General features: G+C 74.6%; 23 protein-coding genes. 10 read left to right on the forward strand and 13 right to left on the reverse strand.

What is annotated here, in order from left to right:
- Nucleotides 1-99 precede the first annotated feature (99 nt).
- Nucleotides 100-519: an SsgA family sporulation/cell division regulator gene (locus tag OH807_RS21130; RefSeq protein WP_406201158.1), complete on the reverse strand. Its 420-nt coding sequence runs from the start codon at nucleotides 517-519 to the stop codon at nucleotides 100-102.
- 313 nt (nucleotides 520-832) lie between these two features.
- Here OH807_RS21130 and OH807_RS21135 point away from each other — a divergent pair, with 313 nt between their 5' ends.
- Entirely contained in the window at nucleotides 833-1,387 is a 555-nt protein-coding gene (locus OH807_RS21135) for an NUDIX domain-containing protein (protein WP_406201160.1), read from the forward strand.
- Nucleotides 1,388-1,426: 39 nt separating this feature from the next.
- Here the strand turns inward: OH807_RS21135 and OH807_RS21140 are convergent, their stop codons facing one another.
- The 4 genes from OH807_RS21140 to OH807_RS21155 all read right to left on the reverse strand — a co-directional run bounded on the left by OH807_RS21140 (nucleotide 1,427) and on the right by OH807_RS21155 (nucleotide 6,851).
- Nucleotides 1,427-3,169: a globin domain-containing protein gene (locus tag OH807_RS21140; RefSeq protein WP_406201163.1), complete on the reverse strand. Its 1,743-nt coding sequence runs from the start codon at nucleotides 3,167-3,169 to the stop codon at nucleotides 1,427-1,429.
- A 219-nt stretch (nucleotides 3,170-3,388) separates the two neighbouring features.
- The gene (locus OH807_RS21145; protein WP_406211096.1) at nucleotides 3,389-4,708 is read right to left on the reverse strand and encodes a dihydrolipoamide acetyltransferase family protein; all 1,320 of its coding nucleotides are present in this window, start codon (nucleotides 4,706-4,708) and stop codon (nucleotides 3,389-3,391) included.
- Complete coding sequence (locus OH807_RS21150) at nucleotides 4,708-5,712, reverse strand: alpha-ketoacid dehydrogenase subunit beta (protein ID WP_406201166.1); 1,005 nt, start codon at nucleotides 5,710-5,712, stop codon at nucleotides 4,708-4,710. Before OH807_RS21150 ends, OH807_RS21145 begins: the two co-directional genes overlap by 1 nt.
- Nucleotides 5,709-6,851, reverse strand: coding sequence for a thiamine pyrophosphate-dependent dehydrogenase E1 component subunit alpha (locus OH807_RS21155; protein ID WP_406201168.1), 1,143 nt, complete (start codon nucleotides 6,849-6,851; stop codon nucleotides 5,709-5,711). The genes OH807_RS21150 and OH807_RS21155 overlap by 4 nt, the downstream gene beginning before the upstream one ends.
- Before the next feature lie 149 nt (nucleotides 6,852-7,000).
- Between OH807_RS21155 and OH807_RS21160 the strand changes: the two genes are divergently transcribed.
- Complete coding sequence (locus OH807_RS21160) at nucleotides 7,001-7,483, forward strand: Lrp/AsnC family transcriptional regulator (RefSeq protein ID WP_406201171.1); 483 nt, start codon at nucleotides 7,001-7,003, stop codon at nucleotides 7,481-7,483.
- A 60-nt stretch (nucleotides 7,484-7,543) separates the two neighbouring features.
- Here OH807_RS21160 and OH807_RS21165 read toward each other — a convergent pair whose 3' ends face one another.
- Nucleotides 7,544-8,128: a TetR/AcrR family transcriptional regulator gene (locus OH807_RS21165; protein WP_406201173.1), complete on the reverse strand. Its 585-nt coding sequence runs from the start codon at nucleotides 8,126-8,128 to the stop codon at nucleotides 7,544-7,546.
- 224 nt (nucleotides 8,129-8,352) lie between these two features.
- Here OH807_RS21165 and OH807_RS21170 point away from each other — a divergent pair, with 224 nt between their 5' ends.
- The 3 genes from OH807_RS21170 to OH807_RS21180 all read left to right on the forward strand — a co-directional run bounded on the left by OH807_RS21170 (nucleotide 8,353) and on the right by OH807_RS21180 (nucleotide 13,117).
- Entirely contained in the window at nucleotides 8,353-9,621 is a 1,269-nt protein-coding gene (locus OH807_RS21170) for a hypothetical protein (protein WP_406201176.1), read from the forward strand.
- Nucleotides 9,622-9,768: 147 nt separating this feature from the next.
- A complete protein-coding gene (gene paaN, locus OH807_RS21175; protein WP_406201178.1) occupies nucleotides 9,769-11,469 on the forward strand; it encodes a phenylacetic acid degradation protein PaaN in 1,701 nt (566 codons plus the stop codon).
- 145 nt (nucleotides 11,470-11,614) lie between these two features.
- Nucleotides 11,615-13,117, forward strand: a complete 1,503-nt coding sequence (locus OH807_RS21180; RefSeq protein ID WP_406201180.1) for an FAD-dependent monooxygenase — start codon at nucleotides 11,615-11,617, stop codon at nucleotides 13,115-13,117.
- 88 nt (nucleotides 13,118-13,205) lie between these two features.
- Here OH807_RS21180 and OH807_RS21185 read toward each other — a convergent pair whose 3' ends face one another.
- Entirely contained in the window at nucleotides 13,206-13,772 is a 567-nt protein-coding gene (locus OH807_RS21185; RefSeq protein WP_406201182.1) for a CGNR zinc finger domain-containing protein, read from the reverse strand.
- Between the two features lie 309 nt (nucleotides 13,773-14,081).
- Here OH807_RS21185 and OH807_RS21190 point away from each other — a divergent pair, with 309 nt between their 5' ends.
- The 5 genes from OH807_RS21190 (at nucleotide 14,082) to OH807_RS21210 (ending at nucleotide 20,779) form a co-directional block, all read left to right on the forward strand.
- Complete coding sequence (locus tag OH807_RS21190) at nucleotides 14,082-16,241, forward strand: protease pro-enzyme activation domain-containing protein (RefSeq protein WP_406201185.1); 2,160 nt, start codon at nucleotides 14,082-14,084, stop codon at nucleotides 16,239-16,241.
- Between the two features lie 240 nt (nucleotides 16,242-16,481).
- The gene (locus OH807_RS21195; protein ID WP_406201188.1) at nucleotides 16,482-17,507 is read left to right on the forward strand and encodes a hypothetical protein; all 1,026 of its coding nucleotides are present in this window, start codon (nucleotides 16,482-16,484) and stop codon (nucleotides 17,505-17,507) included.
- 196 nt (nucleotides 17,508-17,703) lie between these two features.
- Nucleotides 17,704-18,171, forward strand: coding sequence for a VOC family protein (locus OH807_RS21200; RefSeq protein ID WP_406201190.1), 468 nt, complete (start codon nucleotides 17,704-17,706; stop codon nucleotides 18,169-18,171).
- Between the two features lie 99 nt (nucleotides 18,172-18,270).
- A complete protein-coding gene (locus tag OH807_RS21205; RefSeq protein ID WP_406201192.1) occupies nucleotides 18,271-19,188 on the forward strand; it encodes a pyridoxamine 5'-phosphate oxidase family protein in 918 nt (305 codons plus the stop codon).
- Nucleotides 19,189-19,426: 238 nt separating this feature from the next.
- Complete coding sequence (locus tag OH807_RS21210) at nucleotides 19,427-20,779, forward strand: peptidoglycan-binding protein (RefSeq protein ID WP_406201195.1); 1,353 nt, start codon at nucleotides 19,427-19,429, stop codon at nucleotides 20,777-20,779.
- A gap of 39 nt (nucleotides 20,780-20,818) precedes the next feature.
- On the opposite strand, the gene OH807_RS21215 is transcribed toward OH807_RS21210, so the two are convergent.
- The 6 genes from OH807_RS21215 to OH807_RS21240 all read right to left on the reverse strand — a co-directional run bounded on the left by OH807_RS21215 (nucleotide 20,819) and on the right by OH807_RS21240 (nucleotide 26,733).
- Nucleotides 20,819-21,586 (reverse strand): TrmH family RNA methyltransferase, encoded by a 768-nt coding sequence (locus OH807_RS21215; RefSeq protein WP_406201197.1) that lies wholly within the window; start codon nucleotides 21,584-21,586, stop codon nucleotides 20,819-20,821.
- Nucleotides 21,587-21,591: 5 nt separating this feature from the next.
- The gene (locus tag OH807_RS21220) at nucleotides 21,592-22,293 is read right to left on the reverse strand and encodes a TetR/AcrR family transcriptional regulator (RefSeq protein ID WP_406201199.1); all 702 of its coding nucleotides are present in this window, start codon (nucleotides 22,291-22,293) and stop codon (nucleotides 21,592-21,594) included.
- A gap of 168 nt (nucleotides 22,294-22,461) precedes the next feature.
- Nucleotides 22,462-22,647 (reverse strand): hypothetical protein, encoded by a 186-nt coding sequence (locus OH807_RS21225; protein ID WP_406201201.1) that lies wholly within the window; start codon nucleotides 22,645-22,647, stop codon nucleotides 22,462-22,464.
- Nucleotides 22,648-22,673: 26 nt separating this feature from the next.
- Nucleotides 22,674-24,611 carry an FUSC family protein gene (locus OH807_RS21230; protein ID WP_406201203.1) on the reverse strand — a complete coding sequence of 646 codons (1,938 nt, stop codon included), beginning with the start codon at nucleotides 24,609-24,611 and terminating at the stop codon, nucleotides 22,674-22,676.
- A 5-nt stretch (nucleotides 24,612-24,616) separates the two neighbouring features.
- A complete protein-coding gene (locus OH807_RS21235; protein ID WP_406201205.1) occupies nucleotides 24,617-26,026 on the reverse strand; it encodes an HTTM domain-containing protein in 1,410 nt (469 codons plus the stop codon).
- The gene (locus OH807_RS21240; protein ID WP_406201208.1) at nucleotides 26,023-26,733 is read right to left on the reverse strand and encodes a DUF5819 family protein; all 711 of its coding nucleotides are present in this window, start codon (nucleotides 26,731-26,733) and stop codon (nucleotides 26,023-26,025) included. Before OH807_RS21240 ends, OH807_RS21235 begins: the two co-directional genes overlap by 4 nt.
- Nucleotides 26,734-26,785: the final 52 nt, after the last annotated feature.

Below are 26,785 nucleotides of genomic sequence, written 5' to 3' on the forward strand. Positions count from 1 at the left end.
GGCGGCCCTCGACGGCCGCACCGGCCCCCGGGCCGAGGGGCCCGTACCCGGATCTCACCGGGTACGGGCCCCTTCCGCCGTCGCGGCCGGGGTGGCCGGTCACCGCTCGCACCCCCGGAGGATGTCGGCGAGCTGGGCGTCGAGTTCGCCCCCGGTGAGCTCCTGGCCCATCGGCACCAGCCGGTCGGTCCGGGCCAGGAAGGCGATCAGCGGCGGCGCGGAGGCGCGCAACAGGGCCTCCCCGGCGGGGGAGTGCAGCACGATGCAGACCTCGGTGAGCTCCCCGCCGACCGGGCGGATGTGCACGTCGCCCTCTCCGGAGGGCCGGCCGATGCCGTCCAGCAGCAGCTCGCGGGCGAAGACCCAGGTGACCGGGTCGTCGCCGGGCAGGTGGAAGGTGAAGCGCACCGCGTACGGGTCGGCCGGGTCGTACCCGAGCTCGACCACGACGCGGAAGGAGAGCTCGGGGGAGACCACCAGGCTCATCGCCAGGCTGCCCTGGACTGTGCTGTGCTGCATGGTGCCAGTACCTCTCGTTCTGTCGCATGCGGAGTAATGTGCTCCGATTTGCCCGAGAAGCGCTCATTGCAGCACAGGGCGGGCGCGGCTGCAATCACTCTCGTGCTATTCGATCGGTAAATTCCTTTGATTCGAAGGTGAATGGCCATAAACGATCGATAGCTGCATGATCGGTTTATCATTCACCTTTGCTATCCAAGATCCATCGCCGCAGGGGACGTGCCACGAACGGACGCACCCGGGAGTGGGACGCGTTTCGGTCCCGCCCGCCTGCGGGAGACTCCCGCACAACGCTCCAGCCCCGGAGGTGGCCATGCGCACCCCGCCCCGCCCCGTCGTCAAACGCACCGCGCGGGCGATCCTGCTGGAACTCGACCCGGACGACCCGCACGCACCGGCCTCGATCGTGCTGATCAAACGCACCCGGCCCGGCTCCCCCCACCCGTACTGGATCACTCCCGGCGGCGGGGTCGAGCGCGACGACCGGACGGTGGTCGAAGCCCTGCACCGCGAGGTGGACGAGGAGCTCGGCGGGAAGGTCGTGGACGTCGTCCCGGCCTTCGTCGACACCGTCAGCCACACCCTCCCCCACCCTCCGGACGGCGGTAGCCCCGCCGACGACGCCGCACTGCTCCACCCGCACGGGGTCAAGGTGCAGCACTTCTTCGTCTGCCGGCTCGCCTCGATGGACCTCGCCCGACGGCACGGCCCCGAGGTCGACGAGCCGAACGGGGAGTACGAGGTGGTCCGGCTGCCCTTCACCAGGGAGGGCGTCACCTCGGTCAACGTCGTCCCGCCCAGCCTGCGCGCCTACCTGGCGGCCAACATCGAGGGCGTCCGCGCCCTGCTCGCCCCCGACCTGGGCTGATCCGGGCCCGCCGCCCCCGCGAGGGCCTCCGGCCGGGCGCTACCCGGCCGCGAGGTCCCCCACCAGGTCGTGCCGGATCCGCTCCGCCGCGACCCCGGCCCGCAACAGCACGCCGACCCCGCGCCGGATCATCGCGGCCGGCCCGCCGAGGTACGCGTCACGGCCCGCCCACGGCCCGAACCGGCCGACCACCTCCGGCAGTTCACCGGTGAGCAGAGCACCGCCGGAGGCCCCGGGACCGGACAGCACCGGGTGCACCGAGAGCCACGGATGCCGCTCGGCCAGCGCGCCCAGCTCCGCCAGGTCGTACAACTCCGCGGCCTGCCGGGCCCCGTAGAAGACCTCCACCGAGCGGCCGGCCGCGCCGTACTCGGCCACCTCCTCGACCAGCGCCCGGATCGGCGCGATGCCGGTGCCGCCGCCCAGGCAGAGCAGGTCGGCGCCGGACGCGTGGTCGACCGTCATCGCACCGGCCGCCGGGCCCAGCCGCAGCACGTCCCCGGGCGCGGCCCGGTGCACCAGCGCATTGCTCACCCAGCCCGCCTGGACGGCCTTCACGTGGAAGGTCAGCAGGCCGTCCGGCCGGGGGGCCGAGGCGAACGAGAAGTGCCGCCACACCCGGGGCCACCAGGGCGTCTCCAGGCTGGTGTACTGCCCGGCCCGGTACGGGTACGCCTGGTCCGGGCGGACGGTGAGCACCGCGACGTCCCTCGTCCGGCGCTCGTGCGCGACCACCTCGCCCTGCCACCAGGGCGGCGAGGTGCGGGCGGCCTCCTCGGCCGCACCGATCATGATCGAGGAGACCAGCCGGTACACCCGGCGCCAGGCCAGCTCGGTGCCGGCGTCCCAGCGGCTGCCCGCGTACTTGGCCAGCGCCTGCACCAGGCACTCCCCGACCGGGCCGTAGTGACCGGTCAGCGTCCCGTACCGGCGGTGACCGCGGCCCAGCGCGCTCAGATAGGTGCGCAGTCCCTCCGGATCGCCCGCGCTGCGGGCCGCCGTCAGCAGCGCGCGGAACAGCCGGTCGCGCTGGACGTCCATGGCCGCCGGGAAGAGCGACCGCACCTCGGGGTGGTGCAGGAAGATCAGCGCGTAGAAGTGCGCGGTGGCCCGGTCCGCGACCGGCTCGACGACCGCCAGGCTGTCCCGGATCAGCTCGATGTCCCGGGCGGTGGGCAGCTGTTCGACGGCGCTCCGCCGGTCGGGGGCGGGCTCGGCGGCCGGCGCCGGGCCGGCCTCGCCGAGCGTCTGCAGGGCCCAGGCGCGGCTCCAGTGGTCACCCGGGCCGGCCCAGTTGAGGCCGGGGGCGTGGGTGAACAGCGGCTCGATCACCGGGCAGGCCGGGCCGGCGGGCGGCGTCGGCGCCGGGATCGCGGGCGGCTCGGCCGGCCGCTCCGGGATCGCCACCGGGGCCCGGTCCGGCTCGACGGCCGCAACGGGCCCGGTGACCCACAGCGGCGCCGGCCCGGCGGGCCCGGACACCGGCGGGAGGTCCGGCGGGGCCGGCGGCATCGGCGGCATCGGCACCGACGGCGCCGCCGGGACGGGCGGGAGGAGCAGGGTGACGGCCGCGTCCGCGGCGGCCCCGGCCCCCTGACCGGCACCCGGCCAGGCGTCCGGGCCGGTGACGACGGCCAGGTCCGGCGCGACGTCCGGCACGGGGGCCGCCACGTCGGCCGGGCCGGGGGCGGCGTCCGACGCCGGGCCCGGCATCCCGGGCACGGCCGCGACCCCGGCCGAGCCGTGGCCGGTACGGACCAGAAGTGTTCTGCGGGACTTCACCGCAACGTTTCGAGTACCCAAGAGAATCGTTTCGCCTCCGGCCGGCCTCTGCCACCACCTGGCTGGTCTCTGCTGATGCCCAGGCAGCGTGGCACGGCCGGAGTACTCATCCGACAAATCGCGCGAAGCCCGGACGCCCGCCCCCGGTACGCGCTACTCTCACTCGATCTGTGGTCACCCTGCGCGCCGATGGCGGGACGCAGGGCGACCACGCCCCGGTCACAGCTGCCGCAGCAGCATCCCCGGCTGCTCGACGCAGTCCGCCACGAACCGCAGGAAGCCGCCCGCCGTCCCGCCGTCGCAGACCCGGTGGTCGAAGGTGAAGGACAGCTGAGTCACCTCGCGCACCGCCAACTCCCCCTGGTGGACCCAGGGTTTGGCGACGATCCGGCCCACCCCGAGCATCGCCGCCTCCGGGTGGTTGAGGATCGGGGTCGAGCCGTCCACGCCGAACACCCCGTAGTTGTTCAACGTGAACGTCCCACCGGTGAGTTCGGCCGGGGTCAGCGAACCGGCCCGCGCCGTCTCGGTCAACCGGCCAAGCTCGGCGCCGAGTTGCTCGGTGCTCAACTCCTGCGCGTTCCGCACCACCGGGACGACCAACCCGCGCTCGCCCTGGGCGGCGAAGCCCAGGTGCACCGACGAGTGCCGCAGGATCCCCGAACCATCCTCCGTCACGCTGGAGTTGAGCTCGGGGAAGCGCGCCAGCGCCACCGTGCAGATCCGCGCGAGCAGCGCGAGCACACTCACCCTGGGCCCCGGCGCGGCATTCAACTGCCGCCGCAGGGCCATCAGTTCGGTGGCATCGGCGTCCACCCAGCAGGTCGCCGCGGGGATCTCCCGGTGGCTGCGGGTGAGCTTCTCGGCCACCGCCCGGCGCAGCCCGCGCAGCGGCACGACACCGTCCGCGGGCACTGCGGCGGCGGCCGGAGCCGGGGCGGCCGGGGCGGCCTTCGCCGCGACCGCCCGTTCGACGTCCGCCCGCATGATCAGGCCGTCCGGGCCACTGCCGCGGACCACCGTCAGGTCGATCCCGTGCTCGCGGGCCGACCGCCGGACGAGGGGCGAGATCACCGGCACGACCACCGGGGCCATCACCGCCGGAGCCGCCGCGACCACCGGGGCCACCGGCGCCGTCACGGCCGGCGCGGCCACAGCCGCCACCGGGGCCGCCACCGCGGCGGGCACCGACACTCCGACCCGGCGCCGCCGGCTGCCCCGGTCCGGCTCCGCGACGCCGTACCCGACCAGCGGCCGCTCCACCTCCGCGGAGACCGCCGGCCCGCCCTCCCCGGGCGACACCGCGACCGTCACCAGCGCGGCACCGACGGCGATCTCCTCGCCCGGCGCACCGAACAGCGCGGTGACCACCCCGCCGTACGGGCAGGGCACCTCGACCACGGCCTTGGCCGTCTCCACCTCCACCACCGCCTGGTCGACGGCGATCACCTCGCCGACCTCGACCATCCAGCGGACCACCTCGGCCCCGGTGAGCCCCTCACCGAGGTCGGGCAGGGTGAACTCGCGCACGACGGGCATCATCCTCGGTCCTCCCACTGCAGCCGGGCGACCGCGTCCAGGATCCGCTCCACCCCGGGCAGGTGGTGGTGCTCCAGCATCGGCGGCGGGTACGGGATGTCGAAGCCGGTGACCCGCAGCACCGGTGCGGCCAGGTGGTGGAAGCAGCGCTCGGTGATCCGGGCCGCGATCTCCGCGCCCGTGCCGCCGAAGCCGGTCGCCTCGTGCACCACCACGGCCCGGCCGAGCGAGCGGACCACCCGGCAGACCGTCTCGTCGTCGAACGGGACGAGGGTGCGCAGGTCCAGCACCGCGAGGTCCCAGCCCTCGGCCCTGGCCGCCTCGGCCGCCTCCAGGCAGACCGGCAGCGAGGGCCCGTAGGTGATCAGCACCGCGGACGTCCCGGGGCGCCGCAGCACCGCCCGTCCGACCGGCTCGACCGGCACCGCCGGGTCGAACTCCGCCTTGCCCCAGTAGAGCCGCTTGGGCTCCAGGAAGACCACCGGGTCGTCGGAGGCGATCGAGGCCCGCAGCAGCCCGTAGGCGTCGGCCACCGTGGCCGGGGTGACCACGTGCAGGCCGGGGGTGCTGGCGTAGTACGCCTCGGAGGCGTCGCTGTGGTGCTCGACACCGCCGATCCCGCCGCCGTAGGGGATCCGGACGGTGATCGGCAGCGGGAGCCGGCCGGCGGTGCGGTTGCGCATCTTCGCCACGTGCGAGAACAGCTGCTCCAGCGCCGGGTAGGCGAAGGCGTCGAACTGCATCTCGACGACCGGGCGCAGCCCGTACATCGCCATGCCGATCGCGGTGCCGAGGATGCCCGCCTCGGCCAGCGGGGTGTCGAGGCAGCGGTCCGGGCCGAACTCGGCCGTCAGCCCGTCGGTGATCCGGAAGACGCCGCCGAGCGCGCCGACGTCCTCCCCCAGCACGTGCACGGCCGGGTCCTCGTGCAGGGCGTCGCGCAGCGCCGCGTTGAGCGCCTGCGCCATGGACGCGGTGCGCAAGGAGACAGCGGTCTGGTTCATCGGGCGTGCACCTCGGCCTCGGCGGCCAGCTCCTCGGCCAGTCGGGCGGCCTGTTCGCGCAGTTGCGGGGTGGGTTCGGCGTAGACGTGGGCGAACAGCGCCATCGGGTCCAGCTCGGCGTCGGCGTGGAACTCGGCCCGCATCCGGGCCGCCAGCGCCTCGGCCTCGTCGGCCGCCTGCTGCACCAGGGCGTCGTCCAGCACGCCGAGGGCGCGCAGGTGGCGCTCCATCAGCAGGACGGGATCGTGCTCCCGCCAGGCGGTCACCTCGGTGTCGTCCCGGTAGCGGGTGGCGTCGTCGGCGTTGGTGTGCGCCTCGATGCGGTAGGTGAGCGCCTCGACCAGGGTCGGGCCGCCCCCGCTCCGGGCGCGCTCGACCGCCTCGGTGAGCACGCTGTGCACGGCGGGCGCGTCGTTGCCGTCCACCAGGCGGCCCGGCATGCCGTAGCCGACGGCCTTGTGGGCCAGGCTGGGCGCGGCCGACTGCGCGGTGAGCGGGACGGAGATCGCGTAGCCGTTGTTCTGTACCAGGAAGACCACCGGGGCCTGGAGCACGGCGGCGAAGTTCAGCGCCTCGTGGAAGTCCCCCTCGCTGGTGCCGCCGTCGCCGAGCAGCGCCAGCGCGACCACCGGGTCACCGGCGAGCCGGGCGGCGTGGGCCAGCCCGACGGCGTGCGGGGCCTGGGTGGCCAGCGGGGTGCAGAGCGGGGCGGTGCGGGTGGCGCGCGGGTCGTACCCGGTGTGGGCGTTGCCGCGCAGCAGGGTCAGCGCCTCCAGCGGGTCGACCCCGCGGGAGACCACCGCGAGGGTGTCGCGGTAGCTGGGGAACAGCCAGTCGCGCTCGCCGAGCGCCAGCGCGGCGGCGACCTGGCAGGCCTCCTGGCCGGTGGAGGCCGGGTAGACGGCGAGCCGGCCCTGCTTGGTCAGGGTGGTGGCCTGCTGGTTGTAGCGACGGCCGACCACCAGGCGGCGGTGGAGCTCGCGCAGCAGGGCCGGGTCGTACTTCTCCAGCTCGGGAGTGCCGAGCACGCGGACCGGCGAGGCGTCCGGGAGCAGCGGTGCCGGGTCGGTGCGCGGGGCGGTCGCCCCGGGCAGCCAGCCGGGCACCGCCGTGTGGTGTCTGTGGTCGAGAACGGTCATCTCGGGGCACCTCCAGGGGTGGCGGGGGCTCCCTACCGATTGTTCGGTCGTCTGTTCATCTTGACCAGAACCGTGACAAGGTGCTGGACAATCGGCCCGGGCGGCGGTCGACTGGTGGCAGTGTGTCCAATCAGTGAGGGTGGGGGGTCATGTCGGCTGAACAGACGTCCAGACTCGACCGTGTCGACCGGGCGATCCTGCGGCTGCTGCAGCAGGACGGTCGCGCCTCGATCCGCTCGGTGGCCGAGCGGGTGCACGTGTCCCGGGCGAACGCGTACGCCCGGATATCCAGGATGGTCGAGGACGGCGTCATCCGCGGCTTCACCGCTCGGGTGGACCACGAACGGGCAGGTCAGGGCGCGTCCGCGTACGTCACCCTGAAGATCGTGCAGAACTCCTGGCGGTCGGTCCGCGAGCAGCTGCTGGAGCTGCCCGGGGTCGCCCACATCGCGCTGGTCGGCGGAGACTTCGACGTGCTGCTGCTGGTGCACACCGCGGACAACCACGCGCTGCGGGAGCTGGTGCTGGGCAGCATCCAGTCCATTCCGCAGGTCCTCGGCACCCGCACCATGCTGGTCTTCGAGGAGACCGACCAGGTCCCGCCCGACCAGGGCACGCCCGGCGCGCGGTAGCCCGGCACCCGGCGGACGTCCGGCGCGGGCCGGGGTGCGCCCCGGCCCGCGCCCGCGCGGCTACCGCGCGCGCAGGCCGTCGAAGGCCAGGTGGACCACCGCGTCCGCGACACCGTCGGCGGCCTTCAGGCCGGGCCGGTACCACTCCACGATCGAGTTGATCATGCCGAAGAGCAGCCGGGTGGCCAGCCGGGGCTCGACGTCCGCCCGCAGCGCGCCGTCCGCGACGGCCGCCCGCAGCAGCTCGGCGACCTGGTGGTCGAAGTCCCGGCGCCGCTCCAGCGCCCACTGCTCGGTGGCCGTGTTCCCGCGCACCCGCAGCAGCAGGGTGACGTACGGCAGCTCGGCGAGCAGCACCTCGGCGGTCCGCCGGACGACGTGCTCCAGCCGCTCCACCGCGGGCCCCCGGACGGCGGCGGGCTCGGCCAGGATCCCGAACAGCCCGTCCAGCGCCCGTCCGACGGCGAGCCGGAGCAGCTCCTCCTTGCCGCGGACGTGGTGGTAGATCGACGACTTGGAGATGCCGGCCGCCCGGGACAGGTCCTCCATCGAGGTGCCGTCGTAGCCCCGCTCGTTGAAGACGTCGACGGTCACCGCGAGCAGCGACTCCACGGTGTAGGCGGTACGCGTGGTGTGATCGGCCATCCCCCGAGTATCCCCGCACCCGCCGCGCCGGACGCGCCCGGGTCCACCGGTCCGTGTGACGCCGGGTTGGTCCACACCAACGGGACGTCCGCACGCTCTAGACTCGGCGGACGATCGTCCACGGCCAGCAGGGTGGGGTCCAGACTGATGAGCGAGCGCAGCGAGCGGACCACCGACGGGTCCGCACACCGCGAAGCGACCGGCGAGCACCGCGAGGGGGCAGCATGAGCGCCATACCGGCTGTGGCCTCCGACGTGCCCGAGCAGCGCAGCGAGGAGCCCGCCCCGGTACCGGGGGCCGGCTGGCGCGAGCACGCCCGCGCACTGGTGCTGCGGTTCGGCCCGGCGGTCTGGTGCTACGCGGTGCTCAAACTGGTCGGCTTCACCGTCTTCATGAAGCTGCTGTCGTTCTCCGGCGACTACCTCAAGAAGCACCCGCGGTTCGGCGGCGGCGCCAATCCGTGGGACGTCCTGGCCAGCTGGGACGGCTGGTGGTACCAGCAGGTCGCCGAGTTCGGCTACCACCCCGCGCTGGTGCCGATCCCCGGCGGCACCCCCGGCTTCACCGTCGAGCAGAACTCGGCCGCCTTCTTCCCGCTCTACCCGGGCCTGATGCGGCTGGTCTCGGACGGCACCGGGCTCGGCCTGTACGGCGCCGGGATGCTGGTCTCGGTGCTGGCCTCGCTGTTCGCCGCCGCCGGGATCTACGCGGTGGTGGACCGGATGGCCGGCCCGCGGGCCGGGGTGATCGCGGCCGGGCTCTGGGCGATCGCCCCGGGCAGCGGCGCCGAGTGGGCGATCTACTCCGACTCGTTGTTCGTCGCCCTGGCCGCCTGGGCCTGCTACTGCGTGATGAGCAAGCAGTGGGTCGCGGCCGGCGTGCTCACCCTGGTCGCCGGGCTCAACCGGCCGACCTCGGCGGCCCTGATCGGCGCCGTCGGCCTGGCCGCGCTGGTCGAGCTGTACCGGCGGGAGAGCGGCATCGCCCGGCCGGTGACGGCGATCCTGCTCGCCCCGGTCGGCCTGCTCGGCTACGTCGGCTGGGTCGGCTGGCGGACCGGCGACTGGGGCAGCTACTTCAAGCTCCAGCACGACGCCTGGCTGCACTACTTCGACTTCGGGGTGGGCACCCTGAAGGCGATCCGCGGGGTGCTGCTCGGCCGGACGGACTACCCGTTCGCGTTCCCGGTGGCGGATCTGCTGTCCACCCTGATCGTGCTCACCCTGCCGGTGCTGATCGTGCTGCTGATCCGGCTGCGCCCGCCGCTGGTGCTGACCGCGTACACCCTGGCCACCATCGTCTCGGTGCTCGGCAGCCTGGGCATCTTCGGCAACACCTCGCGCTACCTGCTGCCGGCGTTCCCGCTGCTCATCGCGCTGGCGGTGGCGATGCGCAAGCTCAGCTGGCCGGTGCTGGCGGCGGTGCTCGGGACGGGCGCGGTGGCCTCCGGCTGGTACGGCGGGTACGTGATCTTCGAGCTCGGCATCCCGTAACCGACGGCCGGCCCGACCGGGGGCGCGTCCACTGCGGACGCGCCCCCGTCCGTTTTCCGGCCGCCGCTTCCGCACACCCTCTTGAGCCGACCGATCGTTCGGTTACTCTGTGACGTGTCCCGTCCTCCCCTCTGAGGAGCGCACACCATGTCCGCAGCGGTCACCCACTCCTTCGTCGCCGAGCTCGCCGAACGCCACCAGGCCACCCTGGACGCCGCGCTCGCCGCCGCCGCGAAGCGCGACTACTGGTCGCCCTACCCCGAGTTCCCGAAGGCCTACGGGGAGAGCGGCGCCGCGGACGGCAAAGCCGCCTTCGACGCCCTGCTGAACAAGCCCTTCGCCCTCGACGGCCACCCCGCCGACGGCGACCTCGTCGGCGGCGAGGCCTCCCCGTACGGCGTCGAGCTGGGCATCGGATACCCGCACGCCGAGCCGGACGCCCTGATCGCCGCGCTCGCCGCCGCCCGGCCCGGCTGGGCGGCCGCCACCCCGCTCGACCGCGCCGCCGTCTGCCTGGAGATCCTGGCCCGGATCAACGCCCGCTCGCACGAGTTCGCGCACGCGGTGATGCACACCACCGGCCAGGCGTACGGCATGGCCTTCCAGGCCGGCGGCCCGCACGCCCAGGACCGCGGACTGGAGGCGGTGGCCTACGCGTACGCCGAGCAGACCCGGCTGCCGCTGCGGGCCGGCTGGACCAAGCCGCAGGGCAAGCGCGAGCCGCTGGTGATGACCAAGGAGTTCACCGTCGTCCCGCGCGGGCTCGCCCTGCTGATCGGCTGCAACACCTTCCCCACCTGGAACGGCTACCCCGGCCTGTTCGCCTCGCTCGCCACCGGCAACCCGGTGCTGGTCAAGCCGCACCCGCGGGCCGTGCTGCCGCTCGCGCTGACCGTCCGGACCGCCCGCGAGGTGCTCGCCGAGGCCGGCTTCGACCCGAACCTGGTCTGCCTGGCCGCCGAGCACGAGGGCGGCACCGTCGCCCAGGTGCTCGCCGTCCGCCCCGAGATCAAGCTGATCGACTACACCGGCTCGACCGCCTTCGGCGACTGGCTGGAGGAGCACGCCGCGCAGGCCGAGGTCTACACCGAGAAGGCCGGCGTCAACACCGTCGTCGTCGACTCGACCGACGACTACCGGGGCATGCTGGGCAACCTCGCCTTCTCGCTCTCGCTCTACAGCGGCCAGATGTGCACCACCCCGCAGAACCTGCTGATCCCGCGCACCGGCATCGACACCGACCAGGGCGCCAAGTCCTACGACGAGGTGGTCACCGACCTCGCCGCCGCGATCGAGGGCCTGCTCTCCGACGACGCCCGCGCCGCCGCCGTGCTCGGCGCCGTGGTCAACCCCGGCGTGCTGCAGCGCACCGTCGCCGCGGCCGGCGGCGAGTACGGCGAGCTCGCCCTCGCCCCGCGGGTGGTCACCTCGCCCGAGTTCCCCGCCGCGACCGTCCGCACCCCCGCGCTGGTCAAGCTGGACGCCGACAAGCCGGACGACCGGGCGGTCTTCCGCAACGAGTGCTTCGGCCCGGTCTCCTTCGCCGTCGCGGTCGAGTCCACCGCCGCCGCCGTCGAACTGCTCCGCGACACCGTCCGCACCCAGGGCGCGATGACGGCCTCCGGGTACACCACCTCGCCCGAGGTCGAGGCCGCGCTGGTCGAGGCCGCGATCGACTCCGGCGTCTCGCTCTCGCTCAACCTCACCGGCGGGGTGTACGCCAACCAGACCGCCGCCTTCTCCGACCTGCACGGCACCGGCGCCAACCCGGCCGCCAACTCCGCCTACTGCGACGGCGCGTTCGTCGCCAACCGGTTCCGCACCGTGGAGATCCGCCGCCACAGCTGAGCCCGCCCGCCCCACCCGCTCCGGGCCCCGGCGCCACGACGCCGGGGCCCGGAGATTCACAGCCCCGCCCCGGGCGGCGATGATGGAGGCCGGAAGAACGCCGACAGCGGCGTCCAACCTCCGTCCGAACACCGGGAGCTGACACATGACCGCGAAGCAGACCGTCACCGACGTCCTGATCGTCGGCGCCGGACCGACCGGGCTGCTGCTGGCCGGGGACTTGGCCACCGCCGGGATCCGGGTCACCGTCCTGGAGAAGCGCGGCGCCGAGTCCAACCTCACCCGGGCCTTCGCCGTGCACGCCCGCAGTCTGGAGATGCTGGACGCCCGCGGCCTGGCCGACGACCTGATCGCCACCGGGCAGCCGGTCGGCTCGCTGCGCCTGTTCAACAAGGTCCGGGTCGACCTCGGCAGCCTCCCCACCCGCTTCCCGTTCGTGCTGATCACCCCGCAGTCGAACACCGAGCGCCTGCTGCAGGAACGCGCGCTGAAGGCCGGCGCGAGCATCCTGCGCGGCGTCGAGGTGACCGGGCTGCGCCAGGACGCCGAGGGCGTCACGCTGGAGGCCCAGGAGGACGGCGCGGCCACCTCCTACCGGGCGCGCTACGCGGTCGGCACCGACGGCGTCCACTCCACCGTCCGCGACCTGCTCGGCATCCCCTTCCCCGGCGAGTCCGTGGTCAACTCCGTGGTGCTGGCCGACGTCCGGCTGGAGCGCACGCCGGACGAGGTGATCACCGTCGGCGCCGACCAGGACGGCTTCGCCTTCCTCGCCCCGTTCGGCGACGGCTGGTACCGCGTCATCGCCTGGGACCGGCACGAGCAGCACCCCGACGGCACCCCGCCGCCACTGGCCCGGATCGCCGAGATCACCCGCAACGCGATCGGCCAGGACTACGGCCTGCACGACCTGCGGTGGAGCTCCACCTTCCACAGCGACGAGCGGCAGGCCCCCAACTACCGCTCCGGCCGGGTCTTCCTGGCCGGCGACGCCGCCCACTGCCACTCCCCGGCCGGCGGCCAGGGCATGAACACCGGCCTCCAGGACGCCGCAAACCTCTCCTGGAAGCTCGCCGCCGCCGTCCGCGGCCACGCCACCGACGCCCTGCTCGACACCTACCAGACCGAGCGGCACCCGGTCGGCCGGGCGGTGCTGCGCACCTCCGGCGCGCTGGTCCGGATGGTCCTCGCCCACTCCGCGCCCACCCGCGCCCTGCGCGGCGCGCTCGCCACCCTCGCCGAGCACCTCGACGTGGTCGCCGAGCGCGGCGCCAGGACGGTCTCCGGCATCGGCATCCGGTACGCCGCGCCGAAGGACTCCCACCAGCTGGCCGGCCGGCGCGTCCCCGACCTGCGGCTGACCGCCCTGAAGGAACCCGGCACCGAGGGACCGGCCGCGCCCGAGCGGCTCTACGAGGCCCTGCGCGGCGGGAAGTTCGTCCTGGTCAGCAACGACGAGCTGTCGGCCGCCGAGCCGTGGGCGGACCGGCTGACCACCGCCGCCCCGGCCGACCCGCACGGCAAGCTGCGCGACACCGTGCTGCTGGTCCGCCCGGACGGCTACGCCGCCTGGGCCGCCGTCGACCCGGGCCGCGGCGAGCTCCGCGCCGCCCTGGCCCAGTGGCTCGGCGCCCCCGCCGAGGGCTGAGCCGCACCACCGCCCAGGACGGCCCGCGGCCGGGCACCCCGTACGGACCTACGGGGTGCCCGGCCGCGGGCCGTCGCGCGCAGGCCGCTCAGGCCTTCGCCTTCTCGTAGTGCCGGGCCGCCTTCGCCCGGTTCCCGCAGACGGCCATCGAGCACCACCGCCGCCGCCCGTTCTGCGAGGTGTCGAAGAAGTGCAGGATGCAGGACTCGTGCGCGCACTTCTTGATCCGGTGCGCACCCTGGCCGAGCAGGTCGAGGAAGTCGTCCACCGCCAGCCAGGCCGCCAGCCACTCCGGGCCGTCCACCTCGACCTGCGCGGCCGGGCCCTGCGGCCCGAGCTCCCGGCGCAGCCGCCCGTGCCGCAGCACCTCGTTCAGCGCCGCCGCCGCGGCCGGGCCCGGCGCCCCGTGCGCGTCGAGGTCGCGGACGGCCGCCGCCAGCGCCTCCCGGGCCTCCCGGACGGCCGCCCGCGCGGAGTCCTGCGGCCCGCACCGCCCGGCCAGCCCGGCCGAGGAGAGCCAGATCCCGTACCCGTCCGGCTCGTCCAGCAGGTCGTTCACCGGCGTGCCGGACCACCGTGTGTTCAGCAGGTCCAGCGAGAGCGGCTCGCCGAGCAGCGGGCGCGGATCCCGCGGGTCTGCATTCCGGTCGGTCATCGGTTCTCCCTCGGTCTCGGCCGATACCCGATTCTACGTCCGCCCCGGTCTGTCCCGAATTCACCCGACCGGAACCGGCCGGAAACGGACCGGAATCCAGCCGGAACCGGATCGGCCGCACCGGGAATTCCGGCCATCAACTGTATGAAGCCGCCTCCATTCGGTTTTCCACAGTTGACTGTTTTTTAGGAACGAATTGCTTGACCATGAGCCAATTCCCGGACCCCCTCTGTCATGTTCTAGCCAGCGTCTCACCCCAGCGACGCCCTGGCCCCTGCCGGCCCCCACAGCCGGCCAGAGGAGGATTCCGTGCGCCCCCGCTCCCTTGCCCTTGCCGCGGCCCTTGCCGTCCTGCCGCTGACCGCGGTCTCACTCGGCGTCACCGCCGCCCAGGCGGCCACCACCCCCAACGCCGCCGCCCCGCGCGTCTCGCTGCCGAACACCGTGACCCCCGCGGTGGCCCGCTCCGAGAAGAAGGGCGACGTCCCCGCCGAGCAGCAGCTCTCCGTCGCGGTCAGCCTGAAGCTGCGCAACACCGCCGAGCTGGACCGCTTCCTCACCGCGGTCGCCACGCCCGGCACCCCGGAGTACGGCAAGTACCTGACGCCGCAGCAGTTCACGGACCGCTTCGGCCCGACCCGGGCCGGGGTGGAGCAGGTCAAGTCCTACCTCGCCGCCCAGGGCCTCACCGTCTCCGGCGTCAGCGACAACCTCCAGGTGGTCAACGCGCACGGCACCGCCGAGCAGATCGCCAAGGCCTTCGGCACCCACGAGAGCGCCTACCTGGACCCGCAGCAGCAGCGCACCTTCTTCGCCAACGACGCGGCCGCCTCCGTGCCGGCCGACCTGGCCGACGTGGTGCAGGGCATATCCGGCCTGAACAACCACACCGTCCGGACGACCCGCAACGTCAAGCCGTCCACGCCGGCCGCCCCGAACGCCGTCACCGCCGCGCCCAGCGGCTTCGGCCCGACGCAGTACGACGGCGCCTACAACCTGAACAAGACCGGCGCCGACGGCACCGGGGTCACCGTCGCCCTCTGGGAGTTCGACGGCTACACCTCCGGCAACCTGAAGACCTACGACTCCCAGTACGGCCTGACCGGCCCGGCCGTCTCCACCGTCTCGGTGGACGGCGCCAACTACGACGCCCAGCCCGGCGAGGGCCAGGGCGAGGTCGAGCTGGACAGCGAGATCGTCCGCGGGGCCGCGCCCAAGGCGACCCAGCTGGTCTACGAGGCCCCCAACAGCGACCAGGGCGAGATCGACATGGCCGCCAAGATCGTCGCGGACAACCGGGTCTCGGTCATCTCCATCTCGTGGGGCTCCTGCGAGCCGGACACCACCGCCTCCTCGATGACGGCGGTCGACAACTCCTTCAAGCAGGCCGCCGCGCAGGGCATCTCGATCTTCTCCGCCTCCGGTGACGACGGCTCCCGCGACTGCACCCGCTCCACCAGCGGCTCCTCCGTCAAGGCGGTCGACTTCCCGGCCTCCAGCCCGCACCAGACCGGTGTCGGCGGCACCAACCTCAAGGTCTCCGGCAGCGCCTACTCCTCGGAGAGCGCCTGGAGCACGGCCGGCGGCGGCGTCTCCACCGTGTTCGCCAAGCCGAGCTGGCAGACCGGCACCGGCGTCACCGGCACCATGCGCACCGTCCCGGACGTCTCCTCCAACGCCGACCCGGCCAGCGGCTTCGCGATCTACACCGCCGGCGGCTGGCAGGTCTACGGCGGCACCAGCGCGGCCGCGCCGCTCTGGTCCGGCTACGCGGCCCAGTTCAACCAGAAGGCCAAGGCCGCCGGGCAGCCGGTCCTCGGCGAGGCGAGCCCGAAGCTGTACGCGGTCGCCAACAGCAGCAGCTACGGCACCACGTTCCACGACGTGACCACCGGCAAGAACCAGGACTTCTCCACCAAGGCCGGCTACGACCAGGTCACCGGCTGGGGCAGCCCGGTCGCCGACGCCCTGACCACCGCCCTGCTCGGCGGCACCACCCCGCCGCCCTCCGGCGGCTGCACCGCGGCCCAGCTGATCGGCAACGGCGGCTTCGAGACCGGCACCGCCGCCCCGTGGACGGCGTCCACCGGCGTGGTGGACAACAGCACCGGTGAGGCCGCCCACGCCGGCTCCTGGAAGGCCTGGATGGACGGCTACGGCAGCGCCCACACCGACACCATGTCGCAGACCGTCTCGATCCCGGCCGGCTGCAAGGCCACCCTCTCGTTCTGGGTGCACATCGACACCGCCGAGACCGGCTCCACCGCGTACGACAAGCTGACCGTCCAGGCCGGCTCGACCACGCTGACCACCCTGTCGAACGCCAACGCGGCCACCGGCTTCGTGCAGAAGACCTTCGACCTCTCGGCCTTCGCGGGCCAGACCGTCACGGTGAAGTTCACCGGCACCGAGGACTCCTCGCTGAAGACCAGCTTCGTGATCGACGACGCCGCGCTCAACGTCTCCTGACCACCCTCCGCACGTCCCGTCGGGGCGGTCCTCACCCGGACCGCCCCGACGCCGTGTTTCCGCGCTGTTTCAAGATCGATAACCTTGTGGTCGAACACTCGTGACCACTGTCATACGCACGACTGATGACGTAGCCTCTCGACCGTGCATAGGGTTCCCCACAGCTCGGTGAAGCCGCTGACGGCGCTCCTCGGCGCCGAATCGGCCGCGCCGAACCCACCTGCTGGGGAAGGTAACCGGATGGGCTCACAGCAACCCCAGGACGCCCGGCTTCGGCTGGTCGGTCCGCACCCCGTCACGCCCGCGCCCGCCGTGCCGCCCTCCGCCGCGCAGCTCCCGCCCTCCGCCGCCACCGCGGCCGGCCGGCCCGCACCGGCCGGCGGCTTCGCCGACACCCTGAACCTGGCCATCGAGGCCAGCGGCCTCAGCCTGGACCGGATCCGCGCGGCACTGGCCCAACGCGGCGTCAGGGTCAGCGTCACGACGCTGAGTTACTGGCGGCGGGGCCGCAGCCAGCCCGAGCGGGCCAGCTCGCTGCGCGCCGTCCACCTGCTGGAGGAGCTGCTCGGCCTGCCGCACTCCACCCTCACCGCCCTGCTCGGCCCGCCCCGCCCGCGCGGCCGCTGGGCCGCCGCCGCCAACACCGCACACCTGCGGCTGGAGGACGTCTGGCCGGGGGAGCAGGAGATCGCCGACGTCTTCGCCGAGCTGGACGCCCCGCCGGTCGGCGAGCTGGAGCGGCTCTCCATCCACGACTCCTACTACGTCGACGCCGAGCGGCGCGGCAACCTGCTGCGGATGCGCCAGGTGGTCCGGGCGACGGTCGGCGGGGTGGCCCGCTGCCTGGTCGTGCACAAGGCCGACGAGGAGGCCACCGGCTGCCCGGAGATCACCTCCGTCCGGCACGGCCGGCTCGGCCGGGTGCGCCGCCGCCCGAAGGTCGGCCTGGTGGTCGGCGAGCTGATGCTGGACCGGCCGCTCGCCCTCGGCGACAGCACGGTCTTCGAGTACGAGGTCGAGATCCCGCCCGGCGGGCCGACCATGGAGTACAGCCGCCGCTTCGCCATCCCGGTGCGCGAGTACGTGCTCCAGGTGCACTTCGACCCGGCGGCCGTCCCGGCCCACTGCGAGCGCTACGACCGCGCCCCGGGCGAGGACGTCGACCGCCGCCGCGAGCAGCTCTGGATCGGCGCCTCCGCCAGCGCCCACGTGCTCGCCCCGGACCAGCAGCCGGGCCACGTCGGAATCCGCTGGGAGTGGGAGTAACCCCTCTCACCCGGCGCCTCGGCGCCCGGGTACCGCTCCGGCGGGCTCTCCTCTTGTCATGGCATCGACATAACATCCCCATCTAACCCCTTCAAGCCGGGGGGCCGGTTGACGCCTCGTGATCTAACCCTTACTGTCTTTAGTAACGGTTAGATGCAGGCGTCCCCGGACGCCCCGGCCACGGGAGTGACCCGCCATGTCCAGCACCACCCTCGCCAGCACCCTGCAGACCGGCCACGTGGGCCTGAACGTCACCGACCTGGAGCGCTCGACCGCCTTCTACCGCCGGGCCCTGGGCCTGGAGGTGCTGAACGAGGGCACCGACCCGGACCGCCGGTTCGCCTTCCTCGGCCGCGACGGCCGCCTGCTGATCACGCTCTGGGAGCAGAGCACCGGTACCTTCGCCACCGGCGCGCCCGGCCTGCACCACCTCTCCTTCCAGGTCGACTCGGTGGACGAGGTCCGGGCCGCCGAGCAGGTGCTGCGCGAGCTGGGCGCCGAGTTCGCGCACGACGGCGTCGTCCCGCACCGCGAGGGGGCGGCCTCCGGCGGGATCTTCTTCACCGACCCGGACGGCATCCGGCTGGAGATCTACACCCCGAAGGGCCTGGACGGCACCGAGGCCGCCCCCGCCGGCTCCGCCCCGACCTGCGGCTTCTTCTAGACCCCGCACGCCCGGCCGCCGCAAGCCCCGGGCCCGGACCGGCACCGCACCGCGCCGCACCGCACCGCACTGCACCGCACCGCCGACAGGAGGCACACCATGACCGGCAGCACCCCCTACCACCCGGGCGAGCGGGCGGTGCAGCAGCGGGCCGGCCGCCGGGACCGCGCCGACCACTCCGGCCGCGCGATCGGCAGCACCATCCCGCCCGTGGCCGGCCGCTTCCTGGCCGAGCGGCAGCTGCTGGTGGTCGGCGCCGCCGACGCCGACGACCGGCTCTGGGCCACCCAGCTCACCGGCGCGCCCGGCTTCCTCCGGGCCGCCGGCGAGCGGACCCTCACGGTGGCCGCCCACCCGGCCGACGACGACCCGCTGGCCGCCGTACTGGCCGGGCCGGCCGAGGTCGGCACGATCGCCCTGGATCCGGCCGGCCGACGCCGGATGCGGCTCAACGGCCGCTCCGCGCCGGACGGCCGGGGCGGCCTGGTGATCGCCGCGGAGCAGGTGTACGCCAACTGCCCGAAGTACATCCAGCGCCGCAGCCCGCAGCACCGGACGGCCCCCGGCACCCCGCACGCGGTGGCGGCCGGCCCCGCCCTCTCCATCGCCCAGCAGCTCGCCGTGGCCACCGCGGACACCTTCTTCATCGCCACCGCGGGCCCGGACGGCCGGGTGGACGCCTCGCACCGGGGCGGCAACCCCGGCTTCCTCCGGGTGCTCGGACCGGACCGGCTGCAGTGGCCCGAGTACGCCGGCAACAGCATGTTCATGACCCTCGGGAACCTGGAGCTCGACCCGCGGGCCGGCCTCCTGCTGCCGGACTTCGACACCGGCGGCGCGCTGCTGATCACCGGCGAGGCCAGGACCGACTGGTCCGCCCGGGCCGCCGCCGGCCTGCCGGGGGCCGAACGGGTGGTCGACCTCACCGTCACCGGCGTCCTCGAACTCGCCGACGCCACTCCGCTGACCTGGAGCGATCCCGAGTACTCCCCGGCCAACCCGCCCGCCGCCGCCTGACCGGGCGTCCGCCACCCTTCTCTCCTCAGAACCTGACCACTGGCCAGGTCCGCCGGGCCCTACGGTCCGCACCCGGCCCGCGCCACGGCCGGGGACCGAACGGCCGTCACCCGCACGGCGCAACCCGCCGCGCCGAACACCCGCCCGGTTTGGGACTTTGGTCCGGATACCACGCGCCACCGGCCGGGAAGGCCGGTCCTGTCGAGCCGTCAGGACCGACCAGGAGAAGAGGCGGAGCATGAGCCGTACCGACCCACTGACCGCACTGCTCCGGTTCGACGACGTCGAACCGGACGAGGACTGCATATGCGGGGGCTGCAGCGCCCGCCGCCGCGCCCGGCTGCACGCCGCACCGGTGCACGAGGGCGGTCACGCCGCGGCCCGCAGCGTCCGGCGCCGCGCCGCCGTCCTGATGGCCGCGGTCGGCACCGCGGTCGGCGGGGGCACGGCCGGAGCCGCCGGTGCCGCCGCCGCCCCGACCCCGACGCCGACCCCGAGCGGCAGCAGCACCCGACCACCGGCCAACCCGCAGGGCGAGGTCAGCGGCCTGTACGGCGAGCAGGCCCGCGGCGCCACCGCCCCGCGCACCGCCGCAGTGCCCGTCACCCGGGCGCAGATCATCGAACGGGCCGAGAACTGGGTCGGCCAGAAGGTCCCGTACAGCATGAGCCGGTACTGGTCGGACGGGTACCGCCAGGACTGCTCCGGCTTCGTCTCGATGGCCTGGGGCCTCGGCAGCAGCCAGACCACCTGGACACTGCCGGACTTCGCCGAGCGGATCGGCCGGGCCGGCCTCCAGCCCGGCGACGTCCTCGTCCACAACGACCCGGCCGGCCCGCAGTCCGGCTCGCACGTCACGATCTTCGGCGGCTGGACGGACTCCGCGCGCACCCGCTACCTCGCCTACGAGCAGACCTCCCCCGGCACCACCCGGCGGGACACCCCGTACGCGTACTGGAGCAACTCCGCCTCCTACGTCCCGTACCGCTACCAGGGGCTCTCCGACGGCGGCACAGGCAACGACGGCGCCGGCAACGACGGCGCCGCGTCGACGGCGTTCCCGGGAGCGGACAAGTTCGGCCCGGGCGCCGACAACGCGTACGTCACCGAGCTCGGCCGGCTGCTGGTGCAGCGCGGCGGCGGCCGGTTCTACACCACCGGCCCCGGCCCGCGTTGGAGCGAGAGCGACCGGCAGGCCACCGAGGCGTTCCAGCTCGCCCAGGGCTGGCGCGGCAGCGAGGCCGACGGCCTCCCCGGCAAGGACACCTGGGACTACCTGGCCGGCGGCAAGGGCCGCAGCATCGCCCCCGCCACCGCCCCGCTCCCGCCGCCACCGCCGGTCACCCCCGGGGTGCCCGCCTTCCCCGGCACCGGCAGTTTCGGCCCCGGCGCCGACAACGACCACGTCCGGCTGCTGGGCGAGCAGCTGGTCCGCAAGGGCTTCGGCGGCTCCTACGGCCAGGGCCCCGGCCCGCGCTGGACGGAGAGCGACCGGCGGGCCGTCCAGGCGTTCCAGCTCGCCCAGGGCTGGCGCGGCAGCGAGGCCGACGGCCTGCCCGGGCCGGACACCTGGAAGCGGCTGTTCTCCTGACCCCGGCGCAGCGCCGCTGCCGGCCCGGCCGGGTGACGCTCAGTCGCCGCCCAGGCCGGGCGGGCGGCCCGACATCCAGTGGAAGAGCCCCATCGCGACGCTCGTCGCCAGGTTGAAGCTGGAGACGCCGGGCTGCATCGGCACCGCGACCAGCCGGTCGGCGCGCGCCTTCAGCTCGGCCGAGACACCGTGCCGCTCGGTGCCGAAGGCGAGCAGCGCGTCGTCCGGGAAGGACAGCGTCCGGATGTCCGCGCCCTCCGGGTCCAGCACGTAGAGCGGCCCGGCCGGCAGCTCGGCGAGGGCCAGCCGCTCGACGGCGGTGGCGTAGTGCAGGCCGGCGCTGCCCCGGACGACGGTCGGGTGCCACGGGTCCAGGTCCCCGGTGGTCACCACACCGGTGGCGCCGAAGCCGGCCGCCAGCCGGATCACCGCACCGACGTTGCCGAGGTTGCGCGGGTTCTCCAGCAGGACGACCGGCGCCGGGCGCGGCCGCCCGGTGAGCGCCGCCAGGTTGGCCCCGGCGGTGCGCCGGTCGGCGAGCGCGACCACCCCGGTCGGGTGCAGCCGCGGCACCAGCGCCCGCAGTCCGGCCTCGGGCAGCTCGGCGGCGAGACCGTCCAGTGCGGGCAGCACGTCCGGCGCCAGCTCGGCGGCGAGCGCCAGCAGGGCGGCGCGGTCGGCGGTCAGCACCCGCCGGACGTTCCCGCCGAAGCGCAGCGCGTGCTTCAGCGGGTGGAAGCCGTCCAGCAGGACCGTTCCGGGCAGCTGGGCGTCCGCCCGCCAGGCCCGCACCGACTCGTCGTTCATGCCGCTCACTCTGCCACTCCGGTCCCCGCGCCCTCACCGGGCCGCCCGGCGGCCGCGATCACCTGCTCGAAGGAGAGCGGCGTGCCCGTCCCGTCCTGTGTGCCCGTCCCGTCCTGTGTGCCCGTCCCGTCGGCGGTGCCCGTCCCGTCGGCGGTGCCGGCGCGGAGTCCGGCCAGCGCGACGTCGAGGTGCCGGTGGACGAGCGTGCCGTCGGCGTCCAGTGCGGCCAGCCCGCCGGGCAGCGGCCGGGAGAGCCGGACGCAGAGCAGCACCAGGTCACCCGTGCCGACGTCGGCCCGCAGCTGTCCGTCCTCCCGGGCGGCCGCGATCAGCCGTTCCACCGCGGCGGCGGCGCCGGCCCGGACGGCGACCAGCTCGGCATCCACCACCAGGTGCTCCAGCAGCACCACGATCGCCGCGCCCATCCGCAGGTCGGCGGCGGCGTGGACGAACCGGCGCAGCGCCCGGTAGGCGTCGTCCTCGGCGCGCCGGGCCTCCTCGGCGGCCTCGGTGAGCCGGGCCAGCAGGTCGGTGACCAGCGCCCGGACGAGCGCCTCCCGGTCGGGGAAGCGCCGGTAGAGGGTGCCGGGCCCGACCCCGGCGCGGCGGACCACCGCGTCCAGCGGGGCGTCCGGGCCCCGTTCCAGGAACACCTCGCAGGCCGCGTCCAGGATCCTGCGCCGGCTGCGTTCCGCGTCCGCCCTCATCACCAACCCTTTAACCGGAGAGATTCTCTCCCCCTATGCTACCGTCCGAAGAGGCGGAGAAAATCTCTCCGCTTCAGTCGGGCACCTTCCCGAGGAGCTGTCGACCGGCCACCAGTGGCACTTCACCTGCGAGTTCGCCAACTGGCTGGAGGCCGCGGCGGCCGCCGCCTAACGCGCCGTCGACTCCGGCTCGCGCTGCGCGGAGGCGGCCGCCGTGCCACCGCCGCGCAGTGCCCGCTCCAAGTCCTTCAGGGCCTGGAGCAGCAGCCGGCTGCCGGCCCGCAGGACGTCCCGGTGCACCCCGGCCGGCGCCCCGGCCAGCCGCCTCTCCAGCTCCTCCTGTGCCTCCCGCACCGCGCCGAACTCCACCGGCCGGCCGGTCAGCAGCGCGCCCGCGGCGAGCGCGGTGGCCAGCCGCAGCTCCTCGGCGAACTCCGCCGCCCCGGGCGCACCGGTTCGGCGTCGGCGGCCGGCAGGTGCGCCTCCAGCAGCACCGCCGCCCGGCCCAGGTGGCCGACCGCGGCCCTGGCCCGGTCGAGCTGGCGGCGGCTCACCCCGGGCAGTCCGGAGGCGTGCCGGCCGGGCTCGGCGTCGGCCCGCTGCATCGCCTGGAGCAGTTCGGAGCGGGCCTCCCGGGAGTCCAGCAGGGCCGAGCGGACGGCCTGTTCGCGCGGCGCGCCGGGGCGTTCGTAGACGGTGATCACTGCCGCGGCGTACCGCCCGGCGGCGGCCAGCCACTCGGCCAGCCGTTCACCGAGCCGGGCGGTCTGCCAGGTCGGGAAGAGCGCGTAGGCGAGCAGCGCGACCGAGCCGCCGAGCAGCGTGAGCCCGACCCGCTCGACGGCGGTGACCAGCGGGTCCCCCTCCTGGAGCCCGAGCAGGAAGACCACGTACGAGGAGACGCAGACCGTCATCAGCGCGTAGCCGGTGCGCAGCGTGAGGTAGGCGCCGCCGATGCAGAGCACCGCGAGTGCGGCCAGCACGCCGTCCGCGGGGTCGGCGAGCTGCACCACCAGGGTGGAGACGGCCACGCCGACCATCGTCCCGGCGAGCCGGGCCACGCCCCGGCTGTAGGTCTGCGCGAAGTCGGGCCGCATCACCATGGCGGCGGTCATCGGCGCCCAGTACCCGTGGTGGAAGCCGGCCCCCTGGGCGAGCAGGTACGCGAGGGTGACGACCGCGGTGAGCCGGACGGCGTGCTGGAAGACGGCCGAGCGCGGCTGGAGCTGACGGCGCACCGCCCGGGCGGCGACCGGCAGCATCCGGGAGAGCGGCGGCTTGTGCAGCCGCCCGCCCGCGCCGACCACCGGGGTGCTGATGGTGTCCTCGTCGCCGCGTTCGAGGGTGTCGGCGGCCTTGCGCAGCAGTCCGGCCAGCCGGCGGGCGGCCCGGCGGCCGGCGCCCTGCAGCTCCGGGCCGTCGACCGGGGCGGCCAGCGTGAGCGCGGGTGCCGAGCGGGGCAGTTGCAGTGGGTCCCCGGTGCGGACGGCCTTGGCGAGCGCGTCCATCGCCTCGGCCGCGGCGGCCAGCACGGCCCGGGCCCGGTCGCGTTCCGGTCCTTCCGCGGGGGCGCCCACCTTGGGGTCGGCGATCGCCGCCAGGGTGGGGCGGACGCGTTCGGCGAGGCCGCGCAGCCCGCGCATCTCGGGCGGCCGGTGGCGGTCCTGCCAGGGGGTCAGGGTGGCCGCGTGCCGGGCCGTCATGAACGGCTCCGGGTCGACGTGCGCGGTCGGGTCCTGGCGCAGCCGGCGGGCGTAGTCGGCGAGTTCGGCCCAGGTGTCGGCGAGCGCCTCGCGCTGGGCGGTCCAGCTGCCGATCGGCCAGAGCGTGATGACCGCCGCCTGGACGAGGCCGCCGAGCGCGCAGACCAGGCCGTGGCCGAGCGCGGTCAGGATGCTCACCGGGAGCTGGACGACGATCATCATGACCGCCAGGGTGTTGGCCGCGACCACCCCGGCGGTGGGCCCGATCGCCCAGGCCAGTCCGGCGCCGAAGGCCCAGACGGCGAGCAGGACGGGGAAGGCCCCGGGTACGCCGGCCGCCAGGTAGCCGAGGAAGGTGCTGGTGCCGAGTCCGAGCCCGGCGGCCACGGCGAGCGTGGCCCGGGGGCGGAAGCTGCGCTGGAAGGTGGCCGTCCCGGCGATGAAGGCGCCCATCGCGGCCGAGGTGGCGAGCTGGGGCCCGGCGATCGCCAGGGTCGGGAAGAGCACCAGGGCGACGGCGACGGCGCCGCGGACGGCCCGTTGGGGGTCGGTGAGCGCGCGGTCCAGGGTCAGTCCGGTTCGCGCGGTGTCTCGGAGGGCGGCGAACCAGGACATAACGGTCAGCTTAGGCGAGAGCCCCCGTCCGCCTCCGGAAGCCCCGCCTGCGGTGACCCGGTCTCCGGCAGGCCCGTGTCCGCCAGGCCCGTCACCGGCAGACCCGTATCCGCCAGGCCGGCCTCCGGCACCCCCGTCCGCGCCGGTCCCCGCTCCGCGGCCCCGGCCCGCCGCAGGCCCAGGAAGCCGCGCAGCCGGGCCCCGGCGCTCCCCGCCCGGCCGGCCGCCCAGAGCAGCGCCGCCGTCGGCAGGAAGACCGCGTCCGCCGCGACCATGGCCAGCGAGAACACCGGCAGCCCGAGCAGCACCGCGATCCCCAGGTGCTCGGCCATCATCACCACCAGGAGCGCGTTCTTGAGCCGCCGGCTCACCAGCGTGAACGGGAACGCGACCTGCAGGATCACCGTCCCGTACGAGATCAGGAAGACCGGCAGCAGCGCCGAGCCGACCAGCCCGGACAGACCCGGCCAGGGGGTGAAGTAGTCCAGGTGCAGCGGGTAGTAGAGCGCGGTGCCGTCCTGCCAGCGCGAGCCCTGCACCTTGTACCAGCCGGCCGTGGCGTAGATCAGCACCACCTCGGCGGCGATCACCAGCATCGCGCAGTTGTGCACCATGGTCGCCAGCGCGTCCAGCACCGCCCGCGGCTCGCCGCCGGGCCGCAGCCGCCCGAGCAGCCACCGGATCCCGGCCACCGCCCAGAGCCCCCAGAACACCGGTGACCAGCCGACGTACGGGAAGTCCGCGGTCGTCCAGGTCAGGCTCTCCCCGGAGAACGCACCGAGCTGGCAGACCAGCAGGACGGCGCCGAGCACCGCCCAGAGCAGTACCCCGGTCCGGCCGGGGGCGGGCCGCCGGGCGTCCAGCGACCAGACCTCGGCGCACCGGGTGAAGACCAGGTAGACGGCCATCAGGTGGACGACGTTGTCGCCGCCGTCGCCGAGGAAGACGTTGCGGTTCTGCAGCGACAGCACGGTGGCCAGGAACAGCACACTGCTCGCCCTGGTCCGCCAGCCGAGCAGGACGCCCACGGCGGCCAGCACCGCGAGGTGGTAGACCAGCTCGAACCAGAGCCGCCCGCCGAACCAGGGCAGCACGGTCAGCGCGCCGTTGTCGGCGAGCAGCCGCTCGGCGAGGTCGAGCGACCACGGCGAGGTGTCGCCGTACAGCAGCCGCCGGTTCGGCCACTCCCGGAGCAGGTGGGCCAGCCAGACCAGGCCGAAGCCGATCCGCACCGCCGCCGCCTGGTGGCGGCCGAGCACCTGCCCGGTGAACGCGGCGACGGCCCGCGCGACCGGCGCGCCGAGGCCGGGGCCGGGCGCCCGCGGCGGCGGTCCCGCGGCCGGCACCTGCACCGGCTGCCGGGGGATCCCGTCCAGCAACGGCCGCGGACCGGCCGACGGCGTCGTCCCGTTCACCCGAGCCCCCGGTGGTCCTCGTCGTTGACCGGCCACCACGGCAGCTCACGGACCTTCGGCGCGGGCGGCGCGGCCTCCCCGCTCCAGTCCGGCGGCCGCACGACGGTGGCGGTCACCCGGAACTCGATCTCCAGGATCCGCTCGCCGTCGACGCTCCGGCCGGTCCGCTGCAGCGCGATCCGCTTGAGGTACTGCTCGGCGAGCTTGCCGCGCGGGCCGGTCGGCGAGTCGTCCTGCGCGCTGTGGGTGCCCTCGTAGAAGTCCCAGGCGCGGCGCAGCAGGTTCTGGTCGGCATGGCTGGGCGCCGGGTTGCCGCGGATCGCGGCGAGGTCCCGGGCGGTCAGCCCGAACCAGTCGTGGGTCCGGGTGGCACCGCCGTCCGCGACGGTGCGGACCCGGGCGTCCAGGCTGACGTTCTGCTGCAGCGGGTTGGGCGCGAACAGCTTCCAGTTCTGCTCGAACTCCGGGTACACCACCCCGTCGACCTGCTCCCGGTACTCCCGGGAGAGCGAGTTGGCGGGTGCCACGTGCAGGAAGACCGCGGCGAGGAAGAGCCCGGTCACCGCGACCAGGGCGGCGCCGGCCACGCCGAGCACCGCCAGGGCCGGCCGTGACCAGCTCCGGCCGCCGAGCGGCACGCCGGCCGCCGCGTCCGCGGCACACCGGCCGTCCTCGGCGCCCCCGGTGCCTGCGGAGCTCTCGGCCATGCACTCTCCCCCAGCCTTCGGCCGGGAGGTACCCCCACCGGACGGGCGCCGC

This window comes from Kitasatospora sp. NBC_01560 (assembly GCF_045208415.1).
Taxonomy (GTDB): domain Bacteria; phylum Actinomycetota; class Actinomycetes; order Streptomycetales; family Streptomycetaceae; genus Kitasatospora.